We start from the raw sequence: 17265 nt of genomic DNA, 5'->3' as shown, positions 1-17265 counted from the left end.
ACCCCATGAGTGTAACCGCCTCTCCGCAGACACCCGCCTCCCCTCTGCATATCGCCCTCGTCGGAAATCCGAACTGCGGCAAAACGTCCCTGTTCAACCAGCTGACGGGCAGCCGCCAGAAGGTCGCCAACTATGCGGGCGTCACGGTCGAGCGCAAGGAAGGGTTCTTCACAACACCCCATGGCCGCGCCATCCGCGTGCTCGACCTGCCGGGCGCCTACAGCCTTGATTCAACCAGCCCGGACGAAGATGTCACACGCGATGTCTGTCTCGGACGCCATCGGACCGAACCCCGCCCCGAAATGCTGGTGGCCGTCATCTCGGCGACCAATCTGCGTCTGCACCTGCGTTTTCTGCTGGAACTGAAGCAGCTCGGCCTTCCCGTCATCGTCGCACTGAACATGATGGACGAAGCCCGCCGTCACGGACTTCAGATCGACGCAGCCGGATTGCAGGCCGATCTGGACATGCCCATCGTCCCGGTCGTCAGCCTCAATCGTGCGGGCGTGATGCCGCTTCTTCAGGCGCTGGATCTCCCCCTCCCGCCCGCGCCCGTACCCCTTCCGGCGGGGCTCGACCCGCATATGGAAGTCCGGCGCCTGCTCGCAACCCATGTCGTCGATCCCGCCGCTGGAACAGACCGCCTGACAGATCGGCTGGACCGCGTATTCCTGCATCCCGTCTGGGGGCCGGTCATCCTTCTTGCCGTCCTGTTCGTCATGTTCCAGACCGTCTTCGCCTGGGCGCAGCCGCTCATGGACGGGCTGGACAGCGGGATCTCCACTTTCGGGCAGATCGTCCTCAAGCCCCTGCCGGATGGCATTCTGCACAGCCTTCTGGCCGATGGCGTTCTGGCGGGTGCGGGCACCGTCATCGTGTTCCTGCCGCAGATCCTCATCCTGTTTTTGTGGATTCTGGCCCTTGAGGAATCCGGCTATCTGCCGCGCGCCGCCTTCCTATTGGACCGGCTGATGGCGCTGGCCGGGCTGAGCGGACGCTCCTTCATTCCTCTGCTGTCGAGCTTCGCCTGCGCCATTCCCGGCATCATGGCCGCCCGCACGATCCAGAACCCGCGCGACCGTCTGGTCACGATCCTGATCGCGCCGCTCATGACCTGCTCGGCGCGTCTGCCGGTCTATACGCTGCTGATCGGCGCGTTCGTGCCACATCATACAGTGCTCGGAATTTTCGGGCTTCAGGGACTGGTGCTGTTCGGGCTTTACGCAGTCGCCATCATCAGCGGCGTGATCGCCGCACGGGTCATGACGCGGGGCGTGAAGTCCGAAGAACATCCGCTGCTGCTCGAACTGCCGTCCTATCGCCGCCCGAACCTCAGGAGCCTCGCGCTCGGACTGTGGCAGCGCGCGGTAATGTTCCTCTCCCGCGTCGGCACGATTATTGTCTCGCTGAACGTGCTGCTCTGGGCGCTGTCGAGCTTCCCGCTTCCGCCCGCAGGCGCTCCGGGTGCCGCGATTGATTACAGTCTGGCGGGCCGGATCGGCCATCTGATGCAATGGGTGTTCGCACCCATTGGCTTCAACTGGCAGATCTGCGTCTCGCTCATCCCCGGCCTCGCCGCGCGTGAAGTGGCGGTCAGTTCACTGGCCACCGTCTACGCCATCGGGGCCACGGATGACGGGGCGGCCGACAAACTCCTACCCCTGCTCTCGACGCAATGGAGCATGGCCACTGCGTTTTCACTGCTGGCGTGGTATGTCTATGCCCCGCAATGCATTTCGACGCTGGCTGTCATGCGTCGGGAAACCGGGTCCATCAAAACCGTTCTGTGGGCTGCGGCGTATCTGTTCGGTCTGGCCTATCTGGCCGCGTTCCTGACCTATCACATCACCCGCGCCATTACGGGAGTTCCCTGATGCTTGAACTTGCTATTGCCGTCCTGATCGTCTGCGCGGCCGCCATTTACTGGTACGCCCGCCTCTTTCCCGCCCGATGGGGCAAAGTGCGGACGGCCGTCGGCCTCTCCGCCCCGCAACCCACAATCGGCAAGGGCTGCGGCGGCTGCTCGGGCTGTGACCGCGCGGGCAAAGGTGGCTGCCACTAAGGCAGCCACCCCCATTCTCAGGCCTTCTGCAGGCCCGGATTGCCACGCTCAACCGCAAAGCTGGCATAGGTGGACAGCCTACCCCCCGGCACCATGACCCGATCAATGGTCTTCAGATCGGCATGCCAAACTTCCGGCCCCACATCGCACAGAACGTAACCGCGCTTGTCGGTCGTGGCTTTCAGATGCGGGTTCTCGCTGCGGGCGATGCGGCTGAAATGATCGTCATCGCCCAGACCATCCGCTCCCGATGAAATGGACGTCGCGAGAAACTCCACCGAAACCGGTTTGCCGCGCCCCGGCTCGATCAGCAGATCTCCGGCGAAGTGCCGATGCGCGTCTCCGGTCACGTTCACCACATTGCCTGGGCAATGCGTGTCGATGAAGTCCAGCAGGCGCTTGCGGCTGTAAAGATAGCCCGACCACTGGTCCATGCTGTAGGTCAGCTCTGAATGGGCGGACTTCCGATGCGCCAGATCCATGACCATGACCTGATGCGCCAGCAGGTTCCATTTCGCATCCGACCGCCCCAGACCCTCAAACAGCCACTGCTCCTGTTCCGCGCCCATCATGGTGCGCTCGGGAGACCAGACGTCCTTGCCCTGCGCGGCATTTGTGTCACCATACGCCTGATCGCTGCGGTACTGGCGCGTATCCAGCACGAACATGTTCATCAGATCGCCAAAGGTGAAGCTGCGATAGAGCTGCATGTGGCTGCCATCGGGAATGGACGTCGCCCGCAGTGGCATGTTCTCGTAATACGCCTGTAGTCCGACCGCACGGCGCAGACGGAAAATCTCCGGCGGCGTGCCGTCCTGATCCGTATCGCCAGCCCAGTTGTTGTCGATCTCGTGGTCGTCAAAGCTGACAATCCACGGTGTCGCCGCATGGGCGGCCTGAAGATCCGGGTCCAGCTTGTACTGGGCATAGCGGCGGCGATATTCGTCCAGGGAGTAACATTCCGGCCCGACATGACGCCGCAGAACATGCGCCTTGCGCCCGTCGATATCCCGCAGATGATCGCCGCTATCCGCGCCTTCGTAAATATAGTCGCCATAATGGAACACAAAGTCGATCGGCTCATTCGCGATGGCGCGCCAGGCGGTGTAGTAGCCATATTCGTAATGCTGGCAACCTGCGGCTGCAAAGCGCACGCGCGACAGCGGTGCACCCGGCATCGGCAGCGTACGCCCCCGGCCAACCGGGCTCTGATAGCCTGCGATGTGAAAGCGGTACCAGTACGGCCGGTCCGGCCTCAGCCCCGCAACCTCGACATGAACCGAATGGCCAAGCTCCGGATGGGCGAGCGCCTGTCCGCTCTGCACGGGTTTCGAGAACGTTTCGTTCTCGCTGACTTCCCATCCCACCAGAACCGGTTTGAGAGCCTCCATGCCGCCTGCCTCTTCCAGCGGGTCGGGTGCAAGGCGCGTCCACAGCACCAGACCGTCCGAAGCCGGATCGCCGGAGGCCACGCCAAGCTGGAACGGAGTGGCCGTGAAAGTCGGATTTTTATCCAGATCGCGCGGGACGGCAGCCCGCAGCGCACGGACGCGCGTCGAGAGGAGGAGACCCGCACCAAGGCCGGTCAGCAGGCTTCTACGTTTCATGAACACCATGCAGCAGTTCTTTCCTACGAAGCCCGGCTCCCTGCGGAACCGGGCTTCCAGAGGTCTTTGGACACACGCCCTCCGCTCTGTGGACACATGAAATGAAGATTTGCCCACTCCCCCAAACGCCATTTCATGAAACTGTCACGAATACGGCCGTGCGAATTCCCTAAACGCTGTTGCGCCGCAGCCCGGAGGGGGTCTTCCAAGGCGTGGTGATTCGGAAACATCCAGAAACGGGAACATGGATGCGCTGTCAGCAGGAATGGTTGCGCCTTTATCGCAGGGTGCGTTCCCGGACCCGTCGGGATGATGCGGACGACCACCTTCAGAACGCTCTCATGAGCTATTTCGAGCGCCCCGAAGGCAGCGTTCAGCATCAGGATGCCTACATCACCCGAAGCGCCGTGAATTCCTCGCTCAACGCGATCCGTCGCGAACGGCAGGGATATGTACAGGCGGCAGACGACTTCGAGACGCTCGTCAATGTCGCTGATCCCGCGCCCTCGCAGGAGGACATTTACGAATCAACACAAAGACTGGCGCATTTTCATGAAGGCTGCGAACAGCTTCCGGACCGGACCCGACAGATCTTCCTGATGAACCGTGTTGAAAAAATGAAGTACAGCCATATTGCGCAATCGCTGGCGATCAGTGAAAGCAGCGTTGAAAAACATATCGCAAAGGCGCTGATCTTCCTTTCAACATGGATGGATCACTGAAATACCGATCTGATGGATGTCATCAAACTCCGTGCGGCAGAATGGATTGCACGCCTCCATGCTGAGGACTGCACGCCCCTCGACCATGACATGTTCCGCGACTGGCTGGCGAGCGATCCCCGGAACGGACCGGTTTTCGAACATCTGACGGAACTGTGGGAACTCTCCGGAGGCGCGCGCACGCCCCACGTCGTTGCAAAACCGGTTCAGACCGTCCGGCGCCCCGTCCTCAGTCGGCGTCATGCGCTGGCCGGACTGGTGGCAACGGTCTTTCTGGCCGTTCCCCCGTGGGAGGGCGCACATGCGCGCCGGATCGAGGAGACCGGGATCGGAAGCATCCGCGATGTCCACCTCACGCCCCGGACGGATTGCCGCCTCGACACCCAGACGCGCCTCGTAGTGGGGCCGAACGGACAGCAGGCGCGGCTGTGTCACGGGCAGATCCTGCTCTCGGTTGCAGGGCCGGACCCGTTTCATCTTTCCGCCGATGGCATGACGGTACAGCTTCATGACCAGACCTCCGCCGATATCCGCATCAATCGCGGCAATACGGAAGTCACGGCCATCCGGGGCAAGGTGTTCCTGACCGCCGCAACCCTGCGTGAAACGGGACGCTGGGTGATGCCCGGACAGCGCCTGCGGATGTATCGCAACGGAGGCTGGAATATTGATTACCCCGATCTGGAGACGCTGCTCTCCTGGCAGGGGGGCGAACTGGTGTTCCGCAACCAGCCGCTGGCGGACGTCATTCAGGAAATCAACCGCTACGCTTCACGCCAGATTGTCCTGTCCGCGCCGCGCCTGGCGTCGCAGCGCCTGAGCGGCGTGTATCACGTGCGTCAGGGGGATGCGTTTTTGCAGATGCTCCCGCATCTGCTGCCCCTGCGGATCCGCCCGGCCCACAACACGGATGAAATCATCGCTTTGTGACGTTTCGATGAAAACCGCTGCATAACGCTGAGGTTTTTGGTTTTTCATCTGTCTTCCTGTTGAGACCGCTTTCAGGCCCGACGACAGGAAACGAGCCCCATGACCCCGCCCTCCCGTTACCCCCGCCGCACCGTTCTGCTTCTGTCGGCAGGCGCGACCATTCTGACGCCCTCGCTGTCCAGCGCTTTCGCCGCACCCGCTGCTCCGGTGCACATCGCGCCGCAGTCCATGGCGCAGGCCCTCGTGACGCTGGGGCATCAGACGGGCCGCAACATCATCTTCACCTCCGATGCCGTGGCCCATCTGCGCGCCCCTGCCGTGGACGGCACGCTGTCACCCGACGATGCGGTCAGGCGCCTGCTGCGGGGAAGCGGACTGAAGGCCGAGGCCATGCCGGATGGCGGCGTCATCATCCGCAAGGACCCCTCCGCGCGCCCAAAGTCGCAGCGCCTGCGTGAAGCGCAGGCGCATGACATCGAACAGATCGTCGCCACCGGCCACCGCACACGCTCGGTCATGAGTGTCAGCGGCGACGAAATGCAGACGCTCATGCCGGGCCAGAGCCCGATGCAGGCGCTGGATCTGCTGCCGGGTGTCACGTTCACCAACGTCGATCCCTGGGGGAACAACGAACAGAACTCCAGCATCTACGTCCATGGTTTCAACCAGAACCAGCTCGGCTACACGATGGACGGCGTGCCGCTCGGCGCCGGGGCTTACGGCAACTATAACGGCCTGTCCCCGCAGCGCGCAGCGATCAGTGAAGACATCGGATCGACATCCCTGTCGTCAGGCGCCGGTGCGCTGGGCACGGCTTCGACCAGCAATCTGGGCGGGACAATCGAATTCACCACGCGCGATCCGAAGCAGAAGGCTGGTGCCACAATCAACCAGACCTTTGGCAGCTATTCCACATTCCGGACATTCGCGCGGGTCGATACGGGCAATTTCGGCAACGGCAATTCCGCCTATATGGCGTTTGCCCGTCAGGACGCCCGTCCGTGGAACCTCGGCAATGCCAACCGGCAGGGCGGTTATCAGGTGAACGGAAAATTCGTCCATAAGGGCGAAAACACAACCATCACCGCCTATTTCGACTGGCAGAACAAGGCCGAGCCGAACACGCAGGGTCTGACCGCCCCGACCGACCTGTATGCCCGTGGGGCCTTCTTCCCGGATCTGAACGCCGCCATGGCAGGATACCCGGCTGAAAGCTCCACCAAAGCCGGACCGGCAACGCCGAACAACAAATATTACTTCTCCGCCGCCCAGCGAACCGATTACCTGACCTATCTGAAAATTTCCCACCGGTTCTCCCCGAACCTGAACTGGGACAACCAGCTTTACTTCCACTATGACGACGGTGCAGGCGTTGTCGCGACTTCCATCCGCACGAACGCGATCCTGACGATCCTCGGCTCCTATCTCGACCCGACCGGCACAAAATACATCAAGAACGGACAGTTCACCTACAGCGTCGCAGGTATTGATCCGAAGGTCTGGAACGCCACGGGAGGAACGGGTTTCGCCGTCCGCACCACGGAATACAGCGATTATCGCGGCGGCCTGACCAGCACGCTGCATTATCGTCTTGGCCATCACAACATCGAGCTGGGTGGCTGGTATGAGCGCAACAACAACGAGCAGGGCCGCTACTGGTATCCGCTGACGCAGAATGACACGCTGACGCCCTATACACGCCCGACCAACCCGCTGTTCACGCAGTGGAACAACGCGTTCTACACCAACACCTTCGTCACGCATCTTCAGGACAGTTGGAAGGTGACGTCACGCCTGACGCTGACGGCGGGCTTCAAGTCCGAGATGGTCTATACGAACGGCACCCTCCCGGTGGCCGCCCTGCCGCAGTCCCTCGCCTCTTCGGTGAAGGGAGCGAAAACGATCGTCGATACCAGCACCCACACCGTCGCGGGCGGCACCATTCCGTCTTACAAACCGTTCCTGCCCGCCTTCGGTGCGTTGTGGAACGTCACGCAGCACGAACAGCTCTTTGCCAATATTCAGGAAAACATGAACTCCTTCGCCGCCACCGGCTACGGCTCGACGTCTCCGTGGGCCGTGTCCGATCAGGCAGATTTCGAGAAGTTCAAGCGCAGCGGCAAGCCGGAAACGTCCTGGACCTATGAAACCGGCATCCGCACCAGCCATCCGATCAATACGCGCATCCTGACCGGAATCAGCGGACAGCTCGAATATTATCACGTCGATTTCTTCAACCGCCTCGGCACCATTTCACCGCCGGGTCAGGGCATTTCAGGCGTCGGCAATACGGTGGCGAACCTCGGCAGCGTCTCGACAAACGGCATGGACATGTCGTTCACTCTGCGCTTCGGACCGCATTTCTCGATCTATGATGCCGTGTCCTATGTCAGCAGCATTTACGGCAATGACTTCATGGATGGCGCGACGCTCTATGCCACCAAGGACAAGAAGGTTCCGGCCATTCCGGCATGGTCCGACAAGTTCGCCGTCAACTACAATCAGGGCGGCTTCAATGCCCAGTTCAGCGGCAGCTATATGGGCGTCCGTCCGGGGACCATCACCAACAGCGTCATGGTGCCACCGCGCGTGCAGCTCGCCTTCAGTTCCAGCTACACGTTCCACCAGATCCCACACATGAACAGTCTCAAGCTCCAGTTCAACGCCAGCAACCTGACGAATGCGCGCTCCTGGTCCACGATCGCCGCCGGCGACGCCAACACCTATACCGGCTACCCCACGGCTCCGCGCATGTTCTTCGGGACAGTGTCCGCAGCCTTCTGAACACAACACACCCCTTCCCCGCTTTCTCCGGGGAAGGGGCACAGGTTTCAGGAACGCGCCGGCAACTGGCTGAGCTGCCAAACGCTTTCGGAGGCCGGGCACCGCCCTTTCAGGCCCCCTTCGACCTCCCGGTTTTCCAGACGCCTGATCTCGTAAGCCTCTCCGTAAACTTCGCGCACAAAGGCCTCGTCCACGGAAAACGGCGGTCCCTTCAGGCAGGACTGATCATAGGCCAGCGTCACGAGCAGTTCCGACACGGGGCCGGTCAGGGCAAGAAGACCGGCGACATAAGCCCGGCGCAGATCTTCTGGCAGGGCAATCAGCGCGGCACGGTCATAAATGGCCTCCACCGGGCCAAGGACCTCCGACGTCAGATCGAAAATATTGCCTGCAAAAACGCTGATGGCACCGGCTGAGAAACACCGGAGCAAACCTGCCTGCACAACATCGGGCGTGACGCCGAGATCATCGAAAAAACGCCTGACCGCGATATCGCTGAGTTCACATCCGATCACCCGATACCCCTGCCCCGCAAGCCAGACCATGTCCTGACTCATGCCGCACAGAGGCACAAAAATCCGCGCTCCGGCAGACAGGTCCAGCGCGGCGATATGGCGGGTCAGAAGCGGATTGGCCCCCGCTTCATGAAAGCCCGTCTCACCGCGTTCCCATTTTTCCTGCCAGAAAACGGCATTCGACGCGACATCCATAAATCCGGCTTTCTCCCTGCTTTTCACGGCTGAGACTGCGCCGCCCTGCACGGGAGAAGCAATGGCATGTGCTGGAAAAATGTGAGAAAAGCCCCCCATGGTCATGCTCACCCCCTCCCAGCGGCAGGCGCTCGATGAAATCATTGCCGCCCATGCCGCAGGCCTGCCGACGCATCTGCTGACGGGATATGCGGGCAGCGGCAAAACGACGCTGATGCAGGCCGTCGCCCGGCATTTCATGGGCGAGAAAAAGGTGGTGGTCATCACAGCCCCCACCCACAAGGCCACCGCCGTCCTGCGCTCCAAAGTAGACCGGGACGTCGATTGCCGCACGATCCAGAGCCTGCTGAGCCTCCAGCCCTCCTCGCAGGGCACGACCACAACCCTCGTGCGCTCCAAGCGGCCGCAGACGATCGCCGATGGCATCGTGATCGTCGATGAATGTTCGATGCTTTCGGCGGAACTGATGAACTGGATCCGCGATCTGCTGCGCTACTGCTTCGTGCTGTTCGTAGGCGACCCGGCACAGCTTCCGCCTGTTGGAGAAGCCGCCTCCCCCTCGTTTTCCGTGCCCTCCCGCTCCCATCTCGACACCGTCGTACGACAGGCGGCAGGCAATCCGATCCTCGAAGCCGCGACCCTCATCCGCCAGAGTCAGGGCAGTGAAGCCGACTGGAGCTGGGTCCGCGATGCCCGTCAGGAACAGACCGGCCTGTTCCTGCCCAAGGATGTGGAAAGCTGGGTCCGCAAGGCGTTCCTGTCCGATGCGTTCGACGCCGATAACGACTGGTGCCGCTATCTGTGCTGGACGAACGCACGGGTGCATCAGATCAACCGGATGGTCCGGCTCTGGCGTTATGGCGGCGAGACGCCCACGCCTTTCATGCCCGGCGAGCGTGTCGTGTCCCGCGCGCCTTTCTCCGTCCAGCAGGAAGAAAGCGGCCCCCGTCAGGCCATCGCCACGAACGAGGAAGTCCTCGTCATGCACATCAAGCCCGGTCGGCTGTCCTACAAGTTCGAGCTGTGCAAGGACGTTCCAGCCTGGGTGGCCGATCTGGCGTCATGGGAAGTCACGCTGCTAACGATGGCGGGCGAGGAAATCACTGGCCATATCGTGCAGAACCCGAAAGATCTGGAGGCCGTGGACCGGCGTCTGGTGCAGGAAGCGAAACAGCAGCACCGACGCTGGAGTCACCGTTTCGCCTTCCACAACGCCCTGCTCCAGCTTCAGGCGATCTATGCCATGACGGTCCATACGGCGCAGGGCAGCACGTTCAAAAACGTGTTCGTGGATCTCGGCGACATCGGCCGTCGCGCCCGGCAGAACCCGCTGGAGACGCAGCAGCTCTGCTATGTGGCGGTCACGCGCGCGACGGACATGGTGTTCCTCGTCAACACGGCGGGTCTTTCCGCACAATAGGCCGCGACGCCCAGAGCGACGCCAGAATGGACCCTGAAACATTGTGCCAGACCGAGAAAACCGCGCCCGGAAGTGCGGCCAGCGGGGAAAAGTAAAGACGCCCCAGCGTGGCGGCCAGCCCCGAATTCTGCATCCCGACTTCCAACGCCAGCGTCCGGCAGACACTTTCGTCAAACCCGAGCAAACGGCCGCCCCAGTAGCCCCCCAGAAGCCCGACCCCGTTATGCAGGATGACAGCCAGCAGCATGATGGGACCGGCCTCCTTCAGAGACGGCCCCACACCGGCCACGATCGCTCCGATAATGAGCAGGATCGACATCATGGCCACCAGCGGCAGAGCCGGCTCGACGCGTCGTACCGCCCGATGACAGAAAGTATTGAGAACAACACCAGCCAGAACGGGAAGTGCCACCATCGTCACGATACTGCGAAACAGCGCCCAGCTATCCACCGCAACGCCCGCCGAGACATAGAACCGCACCAGAAGCGGCGTCGCAACGATCCCGACGAGCGTTGAAAACGCACTGATGCTGACGGAAAGCGCAACATCCCCACGTGACAGATAGATCATGACGTTGGACGCCGTACCACTCGACACGCACCCTACCAGCACCATGCCCGTCATCAGCGCAGGCGACAGTCCCAGCAGATGCGCGATCCCCCACGCCGCAAGCGGCATGACGAGATAGTGCAGCCCCACCCCTGCCAGAACCGGCGCGGGCCTGCGGAGAATTCGCCCGAAATCGGCCGGGGTCAGGGAAACGCCCATCGTGAACATGACGAACGCCAGAAGCGGCGTGATGACGGGAACGAGTGTCAGAAACGGTCCGGGCAGGAGAAGGGCAAGCCCGGACACCACAATGGCCCAGAGCGGAAAAAGACGCGTCATCACTGCAGCAGAATCATTTCGGAAAAGCATTTTTCAGGAGACATATCACCCGACATCATGGAGATAACAAAAACGTTCCTATGCAGGAAGCCCGCGGATCCGTCACCTTTTTCCATCACAGACCCAAGGAATACCCAGCCTGAAAAATGCCATTAACCTCAAGGTAAGGTCGGGATGTCTTTATTATCCCCTTGAGGAATCGAAGACTGTCTATCAGCTTTTTCGGGAGTGGCCCGTGCAGCCTGTTCAATAACCCATGCATCATCAATGACTCCTGATCCGCCTACTCTGCTTGGGTACAGCACGGTTATTTTCCTGCTTCTGGGCATTCACTTCATCCTGGCCGAGTTTTCCGGCAGACGATGGTCCCGCATGGCGTGGTATGGAGCCCCGTTCTTTCTGGGGGCGGTCTCCGGCCTGTTCTCGACTGTCCAGTCCCTTCTGCCGGGACAGTGGGGACCACGGATGATCTCCCTGTTCATGATCATGGCCTACGGAGCCGCATGGCAGGCCATGCGTATCATACTCGGCTACCGCCCGCGGCTTCTGCCGGTCCTGCTGGCCTGCTTCATCTTCTTTGTCCTTTCTGTACTTTCTGCCCGAACAGGGCTGTTCCATGTGCTCAGCACGGCCTTTCGCCTGACCACGCTTGCCCTGCTCCACGTTTTCGCAGTTCGGGACCTCAGACATCCCACCCAGATCAGAACGCCCGCACGACGCAGCTTACAGAAGCTTCTGACCCTCTATGCAGGGTTTTATTTTCTGCTGGTGGCGCTCGTTGTGTGGATGCCGGCCCCGCTGGGCGCTGCTCCGGCCACCATCTGGGCGGTTGCGAGTTATAATTTCCTGACCGTCATCGAAGTGGCGCTGTTCGCTCTGGGCATGATCGCCATCCCCTGGGAGCAACTGGCCTTCCAGCAGCAGGAACTGATCCTTCAGGACCCTCTTTCAGGAGGCGGCAACCGCCGGGCCTTTCAGGCATGGCTGGAAAATGACGGAAAAAACTGCGCCCACGAAGCGCTTCTCATGGTCGATATCGACCATTTCAAAAACATCAACGACGTGCATGGCCACGCGATCGGGGATCAGATCATCATCGCCATGGGTCGTGTCTGTAAAGATCTCCTTTACCCCACAACAACACTGTTCCGCATTGGCGGAGATGAATTTGTCGTTGTTTTCCAGTGTGGCAGTGTTGACGAGATGCTCGCAACGGCCCAGCGCCTCCGCAACGCTTTCTCAGCCGAAACGCATGTGATCGGAGAGGAAGGCATCACTGCAACACTCAGCATCGGCGCGGCCCTGTGCCCCGGGACGGGTATCAGCCGGACAGATCTTCTGGCCCGGGCCGATAATGCCCTTTATGCCGCCAAGCAGACAGGCCGAGACCGCGTGGTGCATTTCGCACACGAAGAAAATCCTTCCCCGCCTGACATTTCCGACACGTCCCCACCATGCCCCTGACGGTCCGGATCTTCACTCTTTCCTGAGTGCTGCAGCCCCGACTTCGGCAGTTGTAAGCAGAAGCTCCCTGTACCGGGCCAACCCGGCCCAGCCCAGCGCGACGAGCAGCGCCGCAACCGAGAAGGTCGCAACCCAAACCGGAATTGCCGTGGAGGCACGCTCCGCAACACACACACCCAGCACCATCGGAGGCAATACAAACCGGAGAGCCCGTGTCCTCTGAAGCCATGCAGGTTTCTGAAGGCGCGCAAAACGCAGCATTTTCGGCTCATGACAGGCCTGCAGCAGCAGAAACAGGCTCCATAGAAATATGCACAGAGCGATCATCACAGCCGGCGCGCCATCTGAAATGAGACGAAGGCCAGAAACAGCGCCACCAGATCCGTTGCGGCGAAAACCGTCGGGACATGAAAAAACGCAAAACCCGGTCGGGTCGCAAGGTCTAGTGGGGTCAGGAAAAAACCCAGTCCTCCCAGACAGAAAAGCTGGATTTTCCAGCCCTGAAGCGGACGACCAAGAAGACTCCATGCCATTCCGGAAACGACACTGAGCACCCAGACAGCCAGAAAAACGTGCCCTTCAGCCAGTGGGCGGTCTGGCAAAGAGATGGGCAACAGACGGTTGGCCCAGAAAAAAGCAAGCGCGCCCATCGGCAGCCCCACAACGCTGCCAATGGCCAGCCCCTCGGCGATCCGGAACATGATCCGCTCCCCCGACTGACGGCGACGTTTCATCAGGAAAATGATGGACCCGCTCGCGAACATGACGGCGCCCATGGCTCCCGAGAGGAAATACAGCCACCGCATACCCACTCCCGTCCAGCGCGCATAATGCAGCCCTTTCAGAACCTGTTCCGTATGGGTGATGGCGCCGGGCAGCAGGACATGACGCAGAACATGACCGTCCACCGGGCTGAAATCGACATGCTCGCGCGTCAACAACGGGCCAGAAGAGTCAGTCCGCGAGACGAGGATGGTCTGCGGCTGGAACAGGATATATCCGGTCTGGCCGGCCCCAATCGTACGTTCAGCCTCCGCCACGAGCGGAGCCAGCGGCGGAAAAGCTTCTGGGATTGGAACGGCTGGTTTTTCGGGCCTGTGAGCCGCAGACGGAGCAGAGACCCGAAAAGCGTTTTCAAGGGATGCGAGATAGGACACGGGCGGAAAAAGCGTCCGTGCACGGATGAAGGTCCCGCTATAGGCCATGAGGAGAATGAACGGCAGGAACACAACAGCCGCCACCACATGCACGTCCAGCCATGCCCGCAGCCTGGCGGCAAAAGGACGCAGGAGCATCAGATCCGAGACAAGCCCCTTCAGGTGGATGATGATGCCCGAGCCGATCGTCAGCAGAAGCGCCAGACCCGCAAACGCAACAACCGTTTCTCCGTAAACGCCGGAACGCATCGTGTAATGCAGGTCGTAAAAGAACGTTCCCCCCGCCGTCGCACGGACATTCAGACGCTCTCCGGTCTGTGGATTGTACGGAACGGTCAGGAATTCATGCCCGTCATGATGCTCAAGACGCAGATAGGGATCCCGCGCGGAAGGCAGAGTTACGAACGGCTTTTCGCCCTGCGCGAGCAGGTCGTGCACGGCCGGGAGCACATGGTCCAGAGACCGGGGAGAAAATGCAGCGGTCTGCGGTGGAGCTTCGGGCTGGAGCCATCGCGTTAGTTCGGTGTCGAACACCGCCAGACAGCCTGACGTAAAAACGCAGAACAGCAGAAGCCCTGCGGCAAAACCGACCCAGGCATGCAGCCATCCCATCCGGGTGCGGAGCGTATCCTGCATCAGGAATGCAACAGGACGGCCAGAAGGGCCACAACGCCGACGGCCCCGGCAATGATCCCACCGCGCAACGGATTGGATGTTCCGAAAGCCAGCAGAAACAGCAGAGGAAACGCGGCAACGGCAATCATCTGCCCCAGAACCGTCGCATCATGCCGTACGGAGGGGCCCCATTTCAGGGCGCCCAGCGTGATGAAATGCGCCGCCATCCAGACCAGCACAAAAACCGCTACCGCACGCCAGATCCACCGATGCGCTGGCGATGACATACGGCCCCCGGAACGACGGGGGCGTACGACTGTGGAGGCTTTGACGGTCATCAGAAATTCGAGCGCAGGGTAAACATGAAATTCCGGGGCTCACCGTAATAGTTGTAATAATAGAAATTGCCGAGGCGCTGATAATAGCGCGTATTGGAGATGTTGTTGAGATTCATTGTCAGGGCCAGATAGCGGTTCCACTGATATCCGACCTGCGCCGAGGCCGTGATGTAGCCGGACTGCGTCACGAGGCGGTTGGTGCCGAATGTCCCGCTCTGTGCATTGATGCCGCCCCCGATGCTCCAGATGTTTTTCTGCGCCCCCTGGTAGGGTTCGAACCGGTAATGCGTCCAGAGTTTCCACAGATGGCGCGGCGAGTTCCCGGCATAGGTGAGCCCTGCATTCGAGGGCGTACCATCATCAACGATGCGGTTGTCATTATAGGTGTAACTGGCGTTGATGTCCCATCCCGGCAGAGGCCGGCCAATCACTTCGGCTTCCGCCCCCTGACTGCGCGTTTTGCCCGCCGCAACGTAACAGGTGGCGGTATGGCTCGGCCCACAGGTCGGGTCCAGATCGCTGTTGGCGATGGCGTCGTTGCGCTGCACGATCCTGTATCCCGCCAGAGTGAAAGTCAGCATCTGGTTGAACAGGGCGCCTTTCATGCCACCTTCAAGCTGCCCGCCCCGTACCGGCTGAAGCTGGCGCCCATCCACACCATAGGCAGACTGGGGGCTGAACGTGTCCGTATAGCTGGCATAGAGGGTTATGTGAGGCAGGACGTGGTAGACCAGCGCGGCATAGGGCGTAAGGATGCCTTGCTGGTCAATGGACGTGCTGGTCACGGCACCCGGCACCAGATCGCGCGATTTCTGTACATATCCGCTGATACGACCGCCCAGCGTCAGGAAAATGCTCGGCATGAGCTGAAAGCGCCCCTGTCCGTACACTCCCCACTGTTCGGTCGGCTGCCAGCTGCGGCTTTTGACGGAGGGAAGAATGGCGCCTGAAATTGCGCCATAGTCGCTGATCGGCAGACCGGCCAGAGCGGCGTTCGTGCGGGAATTGACGCTTGCCCCGCCGCCTTCATAGACATAGCGGTTATAATTCACGCCGATCATGAGCGTATGCGTCCGGTTCAGCAGATGCAGCGGTCCGGTCAGATACCCGTCCACACCGTCATTGGTCTCGCTGTAAATGGAGCGGGCCGCCACATAATTCGCTGTCTGGGACTTGGCATTATAGGCGTTGATATAGCTGTATTGCAGATCGGTATCGGCCGTTCTGTGCCGCCCTGTGACACGCCCGACCCAGCCCGCGCCAAACCGCCGTTCGAGCTGCGCCATGACCTCGGTCGTAGGCACCTGCCCCTTGTTCCAGTCCGACCCAATGAACGTATTGCGCGGCAGATTGAGGTCCGCGCCCGTCCCGCTCATCCGCGGCAGCCCCATATAGCGGGTCGTGTCGTTGGACTGCGACGTGACGGAAACGGTCAGTGTGGTGCGGCGGTCAATATGGATGTCCGTCACGCCATAAATCGTCCAGCGACGGTCATAGGCGTTTTTATAGAAAAAATCGCGGTCGGTCCCGGCCATGACAAGGCGGGCGGACACGATTTTCGAGTTTCCGATCGGACCACCCACATCGACCGTGGCGTGATAGTTGTCCCATGATCCGGCACTGAAAGACGCATTTCCCTGAAATGTTTCGGTCGGGCGCTTATGAACGAAATTGACACTGCCACCCGGCGCGCTCGAGCCCTGCAACACGCCATCCGGGCCGCGCAGAACCTCGATCCGGTCATAAATTGCAAGATCGAACTGCTGGGAAAACTGGAACCCCCCGGTCGCGGGCGATCCGTCATACTGCGCGGCCAGCGAAAAACCACGGGAAGAAAATCCCGCCGTACCATCGCCATACAGATTGACGTTGACGCCCGCGACCTGTTTGAGCGCGTTATCGACCGTGAAAAGATTCTGGTCCTTCATCTGCTGCGTGCTCAGGACGGAAATCGACTGCGGCACGTCCTCTGGCCGTAGCAGCATACGCGTCGTGGACACCGCACGCACGGTATAGGTGCCGGTACCGTCCGTAGCAGCGGTTGCACGATGTCCATGAACCAGAAGCTGTTCAACGCTACCGGGGACATCCGAATCAGACGCAACGGCAGAACGCCCCTGAAGGGAGGGCTTTTTCTTCGCAGGCGTCCCGTTCTGCTCCTGTCCCGTCGCAGAGAAATCCGCAGGCGCGGTCTGCGCCACAGCCTCCTCCCATCCGCCGGACAGAAGTGCGATCACATACAGGGTTTTTCTGAACCCCGTTCCCTGGCGGGAACGCGACGTCATATTATTCCCTGCCTGCATCATCCGCACTTTCAAGTGATCGTTTACCGGTGCCTTCCCACAGAAGGACTGATGCAAGCCTATATGAGAATAGTTCTTATTAACATAGAGGCATTCCGCTCATTCCGGCAAAAAAAGCCATTATGAAAACATACGAAACACTTTTAGCCCCCGATACGGGAGGCGGGTACGGAAATTCCCTTCCGGACATCTGCCGAAACGGATCACCGAATCCGGAATATCATACCGGAAAAACGAAACCGGACATCTTCATAAATCCCTGCA

General features: G+C 60.6%; 14 protein-coding genes. 7 read left to right on the top strand and 7 right to left on the bottom strand.

Annotated features, from left to right (window positions below; all coding sequences use genetic code 11):
- The first annotated feature begins 5 nt into the window (after positions 1-5).
- Entirely contained in the window at positions 6-1874 is a 1869-nt protein-coding gene (locus HK22_RS02205) for a ferrous iron transporter B (protein ID WP_086648195.1), read from the top strand.
- A complete protein-coding gene (locus HK22_RS02200) occupies positions 1874-2062 on the top strand; it encodes a hypothetical protein (protein ID WP_062027553.1) in 189 nt (62 codons plus the stop codon). Before HK22_RS02205 ends, HK22_RS02200 begins: the two co-directional genes overlap by 1 nt.
- 17 nt (positions 2063-2079) lie before the next feature.
- Here the strand turns inward: HK22_RS02200 and HK22_RS02195 are convergent, their stop codons facing one another.
- Positions 2080-3678 carry an alkaline phosphatase gene (locus tag HK22_RS02195; protein WP_198945463.1) on the bottom strand — a complete coding sequence of 533 codons (1599 nt, stop codon included), beginning with the start codon at positions 3676-3678 and terminating at the stop codon, positions 2080-2082.
- Between the two features lie 239 nt (positions 3679-3917).
- Here HK22_RS02195 and HK22_RS02190 point away from each other — a divergent pair, with 239 nt between their 5' ends.
- The 3 genes from HK22_RS02190 (at position 3918) to HK22_RS02180 (ending at position 8105) form a co-directional block, all read left to right on the top strand.
- Positions 3918-4391: an RNA polymerase sigma factor gene (locus tag HK22_RS02190; protein ID WP_062109295.1), complete on the top strand. Its 474-nt coding sequence runs from the start codon at positions 3918-3920 to the stop codon at positions 4389-4391.
- Between the two features lie 12 nt (positions 4392-4403).
- Positions 4404-5321: a DUF4880 domain-containing protein gene (locus tag HK22_RS02185; protein ID WP_086648193.1), complete on the top strand. Its 918-nt coding sequence runs from the start codon at positions 4404-4406 to the stop codon at positions 5319-5321.
- Between the two features lie 99 nt (positions 5322-5420).
- The gene (locus tag HK22_RS02180) at positions 5421-8105 is read left to right on the top strand and encodes a TonB-dependent receptor plug domain-containing protein (protein ID WP_086648192.1); all 2685 of its coding nucleotides are present in this window, start codon (positions 5421-5423) and stop codon (positions 8103-8105) included.
- A gap of 47 nt (positions 8106-8152) precedes the next feature.
- On the opposite strand, the gene tmpT is transcribed toward HK22_RS02180, so the two are convergent.
- On the bottom strand, positions 8153-8815 hold the full coding sequence (gene tmpT / locus HK22_RS02175; protein ID WP_086648273.1) for a thiopurine S-methyltransferase: 663 nt from the start codon (positions 8813-8815) through the stop codon (positions 8153-8155).
- Between the two features lie 97 nt (positions 8816-8912).
- On the opposite strand from tmpT, the gene HK22_RS02170 reads away from it, so the two are divergent.
- A complete protein-coding gene (locus tag HK22_RS02170) occupies positions 8913-10235 on the top strand; it encodes an ATP-dependent RecD-like DNA helicase (protein WP_086648191.1) in 1323 nt (440 codons plus the stop codon).
- On the opposite strand, the gene HK22_RS02165 is transcribed toward HK22_RS02170, so the two are convergent.
- Complete coding sequence (locus HK22_RS02165) at positions 10207-11127, bottom strand: bile acid:sodium symporter family protein (protein ID WP_062028530.1); 921 nt, start codon at positions 11125-11127, stop codon at positions 10207-10209. The genes HK22_RS02170 and HK22_RS02165 overlap by 29 nt on opposite strands.
- A gap of 264 nt (positions 11128-11391) precedes the next feature.
- On the opposite strand from HK22_RS02165, the gene HK22_RS02160 reads away from it, so the two are divergent.
- Positions 11392-12588: a diguanylate cyclase gene (locus HK22_RS02160; protein WP_086648190.1), complete on the top strand. Its 1197-nt coding sequence runs from the start codon at positions 11392-11394 to the stop codon at positions 12586-12588.
- Between the two features lie 12 nt (positions 12589-12600).
- Here the strand turns inward: HK22_RS02160 and HK22_RS02155 are convergent, their stop codons facing one another.
- From HK22_RS02155 to HK22_RS02140, 4 genes are all read right to left on the bottom strand, one after another.
- Positions 12601-12849, bottom strand: coding sequence for a hypothetical protein (locus HK22_RS02155; protein ID WP_143412365.1), 249 nt, complete (start codon positions 12847-12849; stop codon positions 12601-12603).
- Between the two features lie 65 nt (positions 12850-12914).
- Entirely contained in the window at positions 12915-14381 is a 1467-nt protein-coding gene (locus tag HK22_RS02150; RefSeq protein WP_086648188.1) for a PepSY domain-containing protein, read from the bottom strand.
- Positions 14381-14698 carry a hypothetical protein gene (locus HK22_RS02145; protein ID WP_233142332.1) on the bottom strand — a complete coding sequence of 106 codons (318 nt, stop codon included), beginning with the start codon at positions 14696-14698 and terminating at the stop codon, positions 14381-14383. Before HK22_RS02145 ends, HK22_RS02150 begins: the two co-directional genes overlap by 1 nt.
- Positions 14698-16983 (bottom strand): TonB-dependent siderophore receptor, encoded by a 2286-nt coding sequence (locus tag HK22_RS02140; RefSeq protein ID WP_086648271.1) that lies wholly within the window; start codon positions 16981-16983, stop codon positions 14698-14700. The genes HK22_RS02145 and HK22_RS02140 overlap by 1 nt, the downstream gene beginning before the upstream one ends.
- Positions 16984-17265: the final 282 nt, after the last annotated feature.

This window comes from Gluconobacter sp. DsW_056, assembly GCF_002153595.1.
Taxonomy (GTDB): Bacteria; Pseudomonadota; Alphaproteobacteria; order Acetobacterales; family Acetobacteraceae; genus Gluconobacter; species Gluconobacter albidus.
Note: the sequence above shows the minus strand (reverse complement) of the source record. Positions and strands in the feature narration are given on the sequence as shown.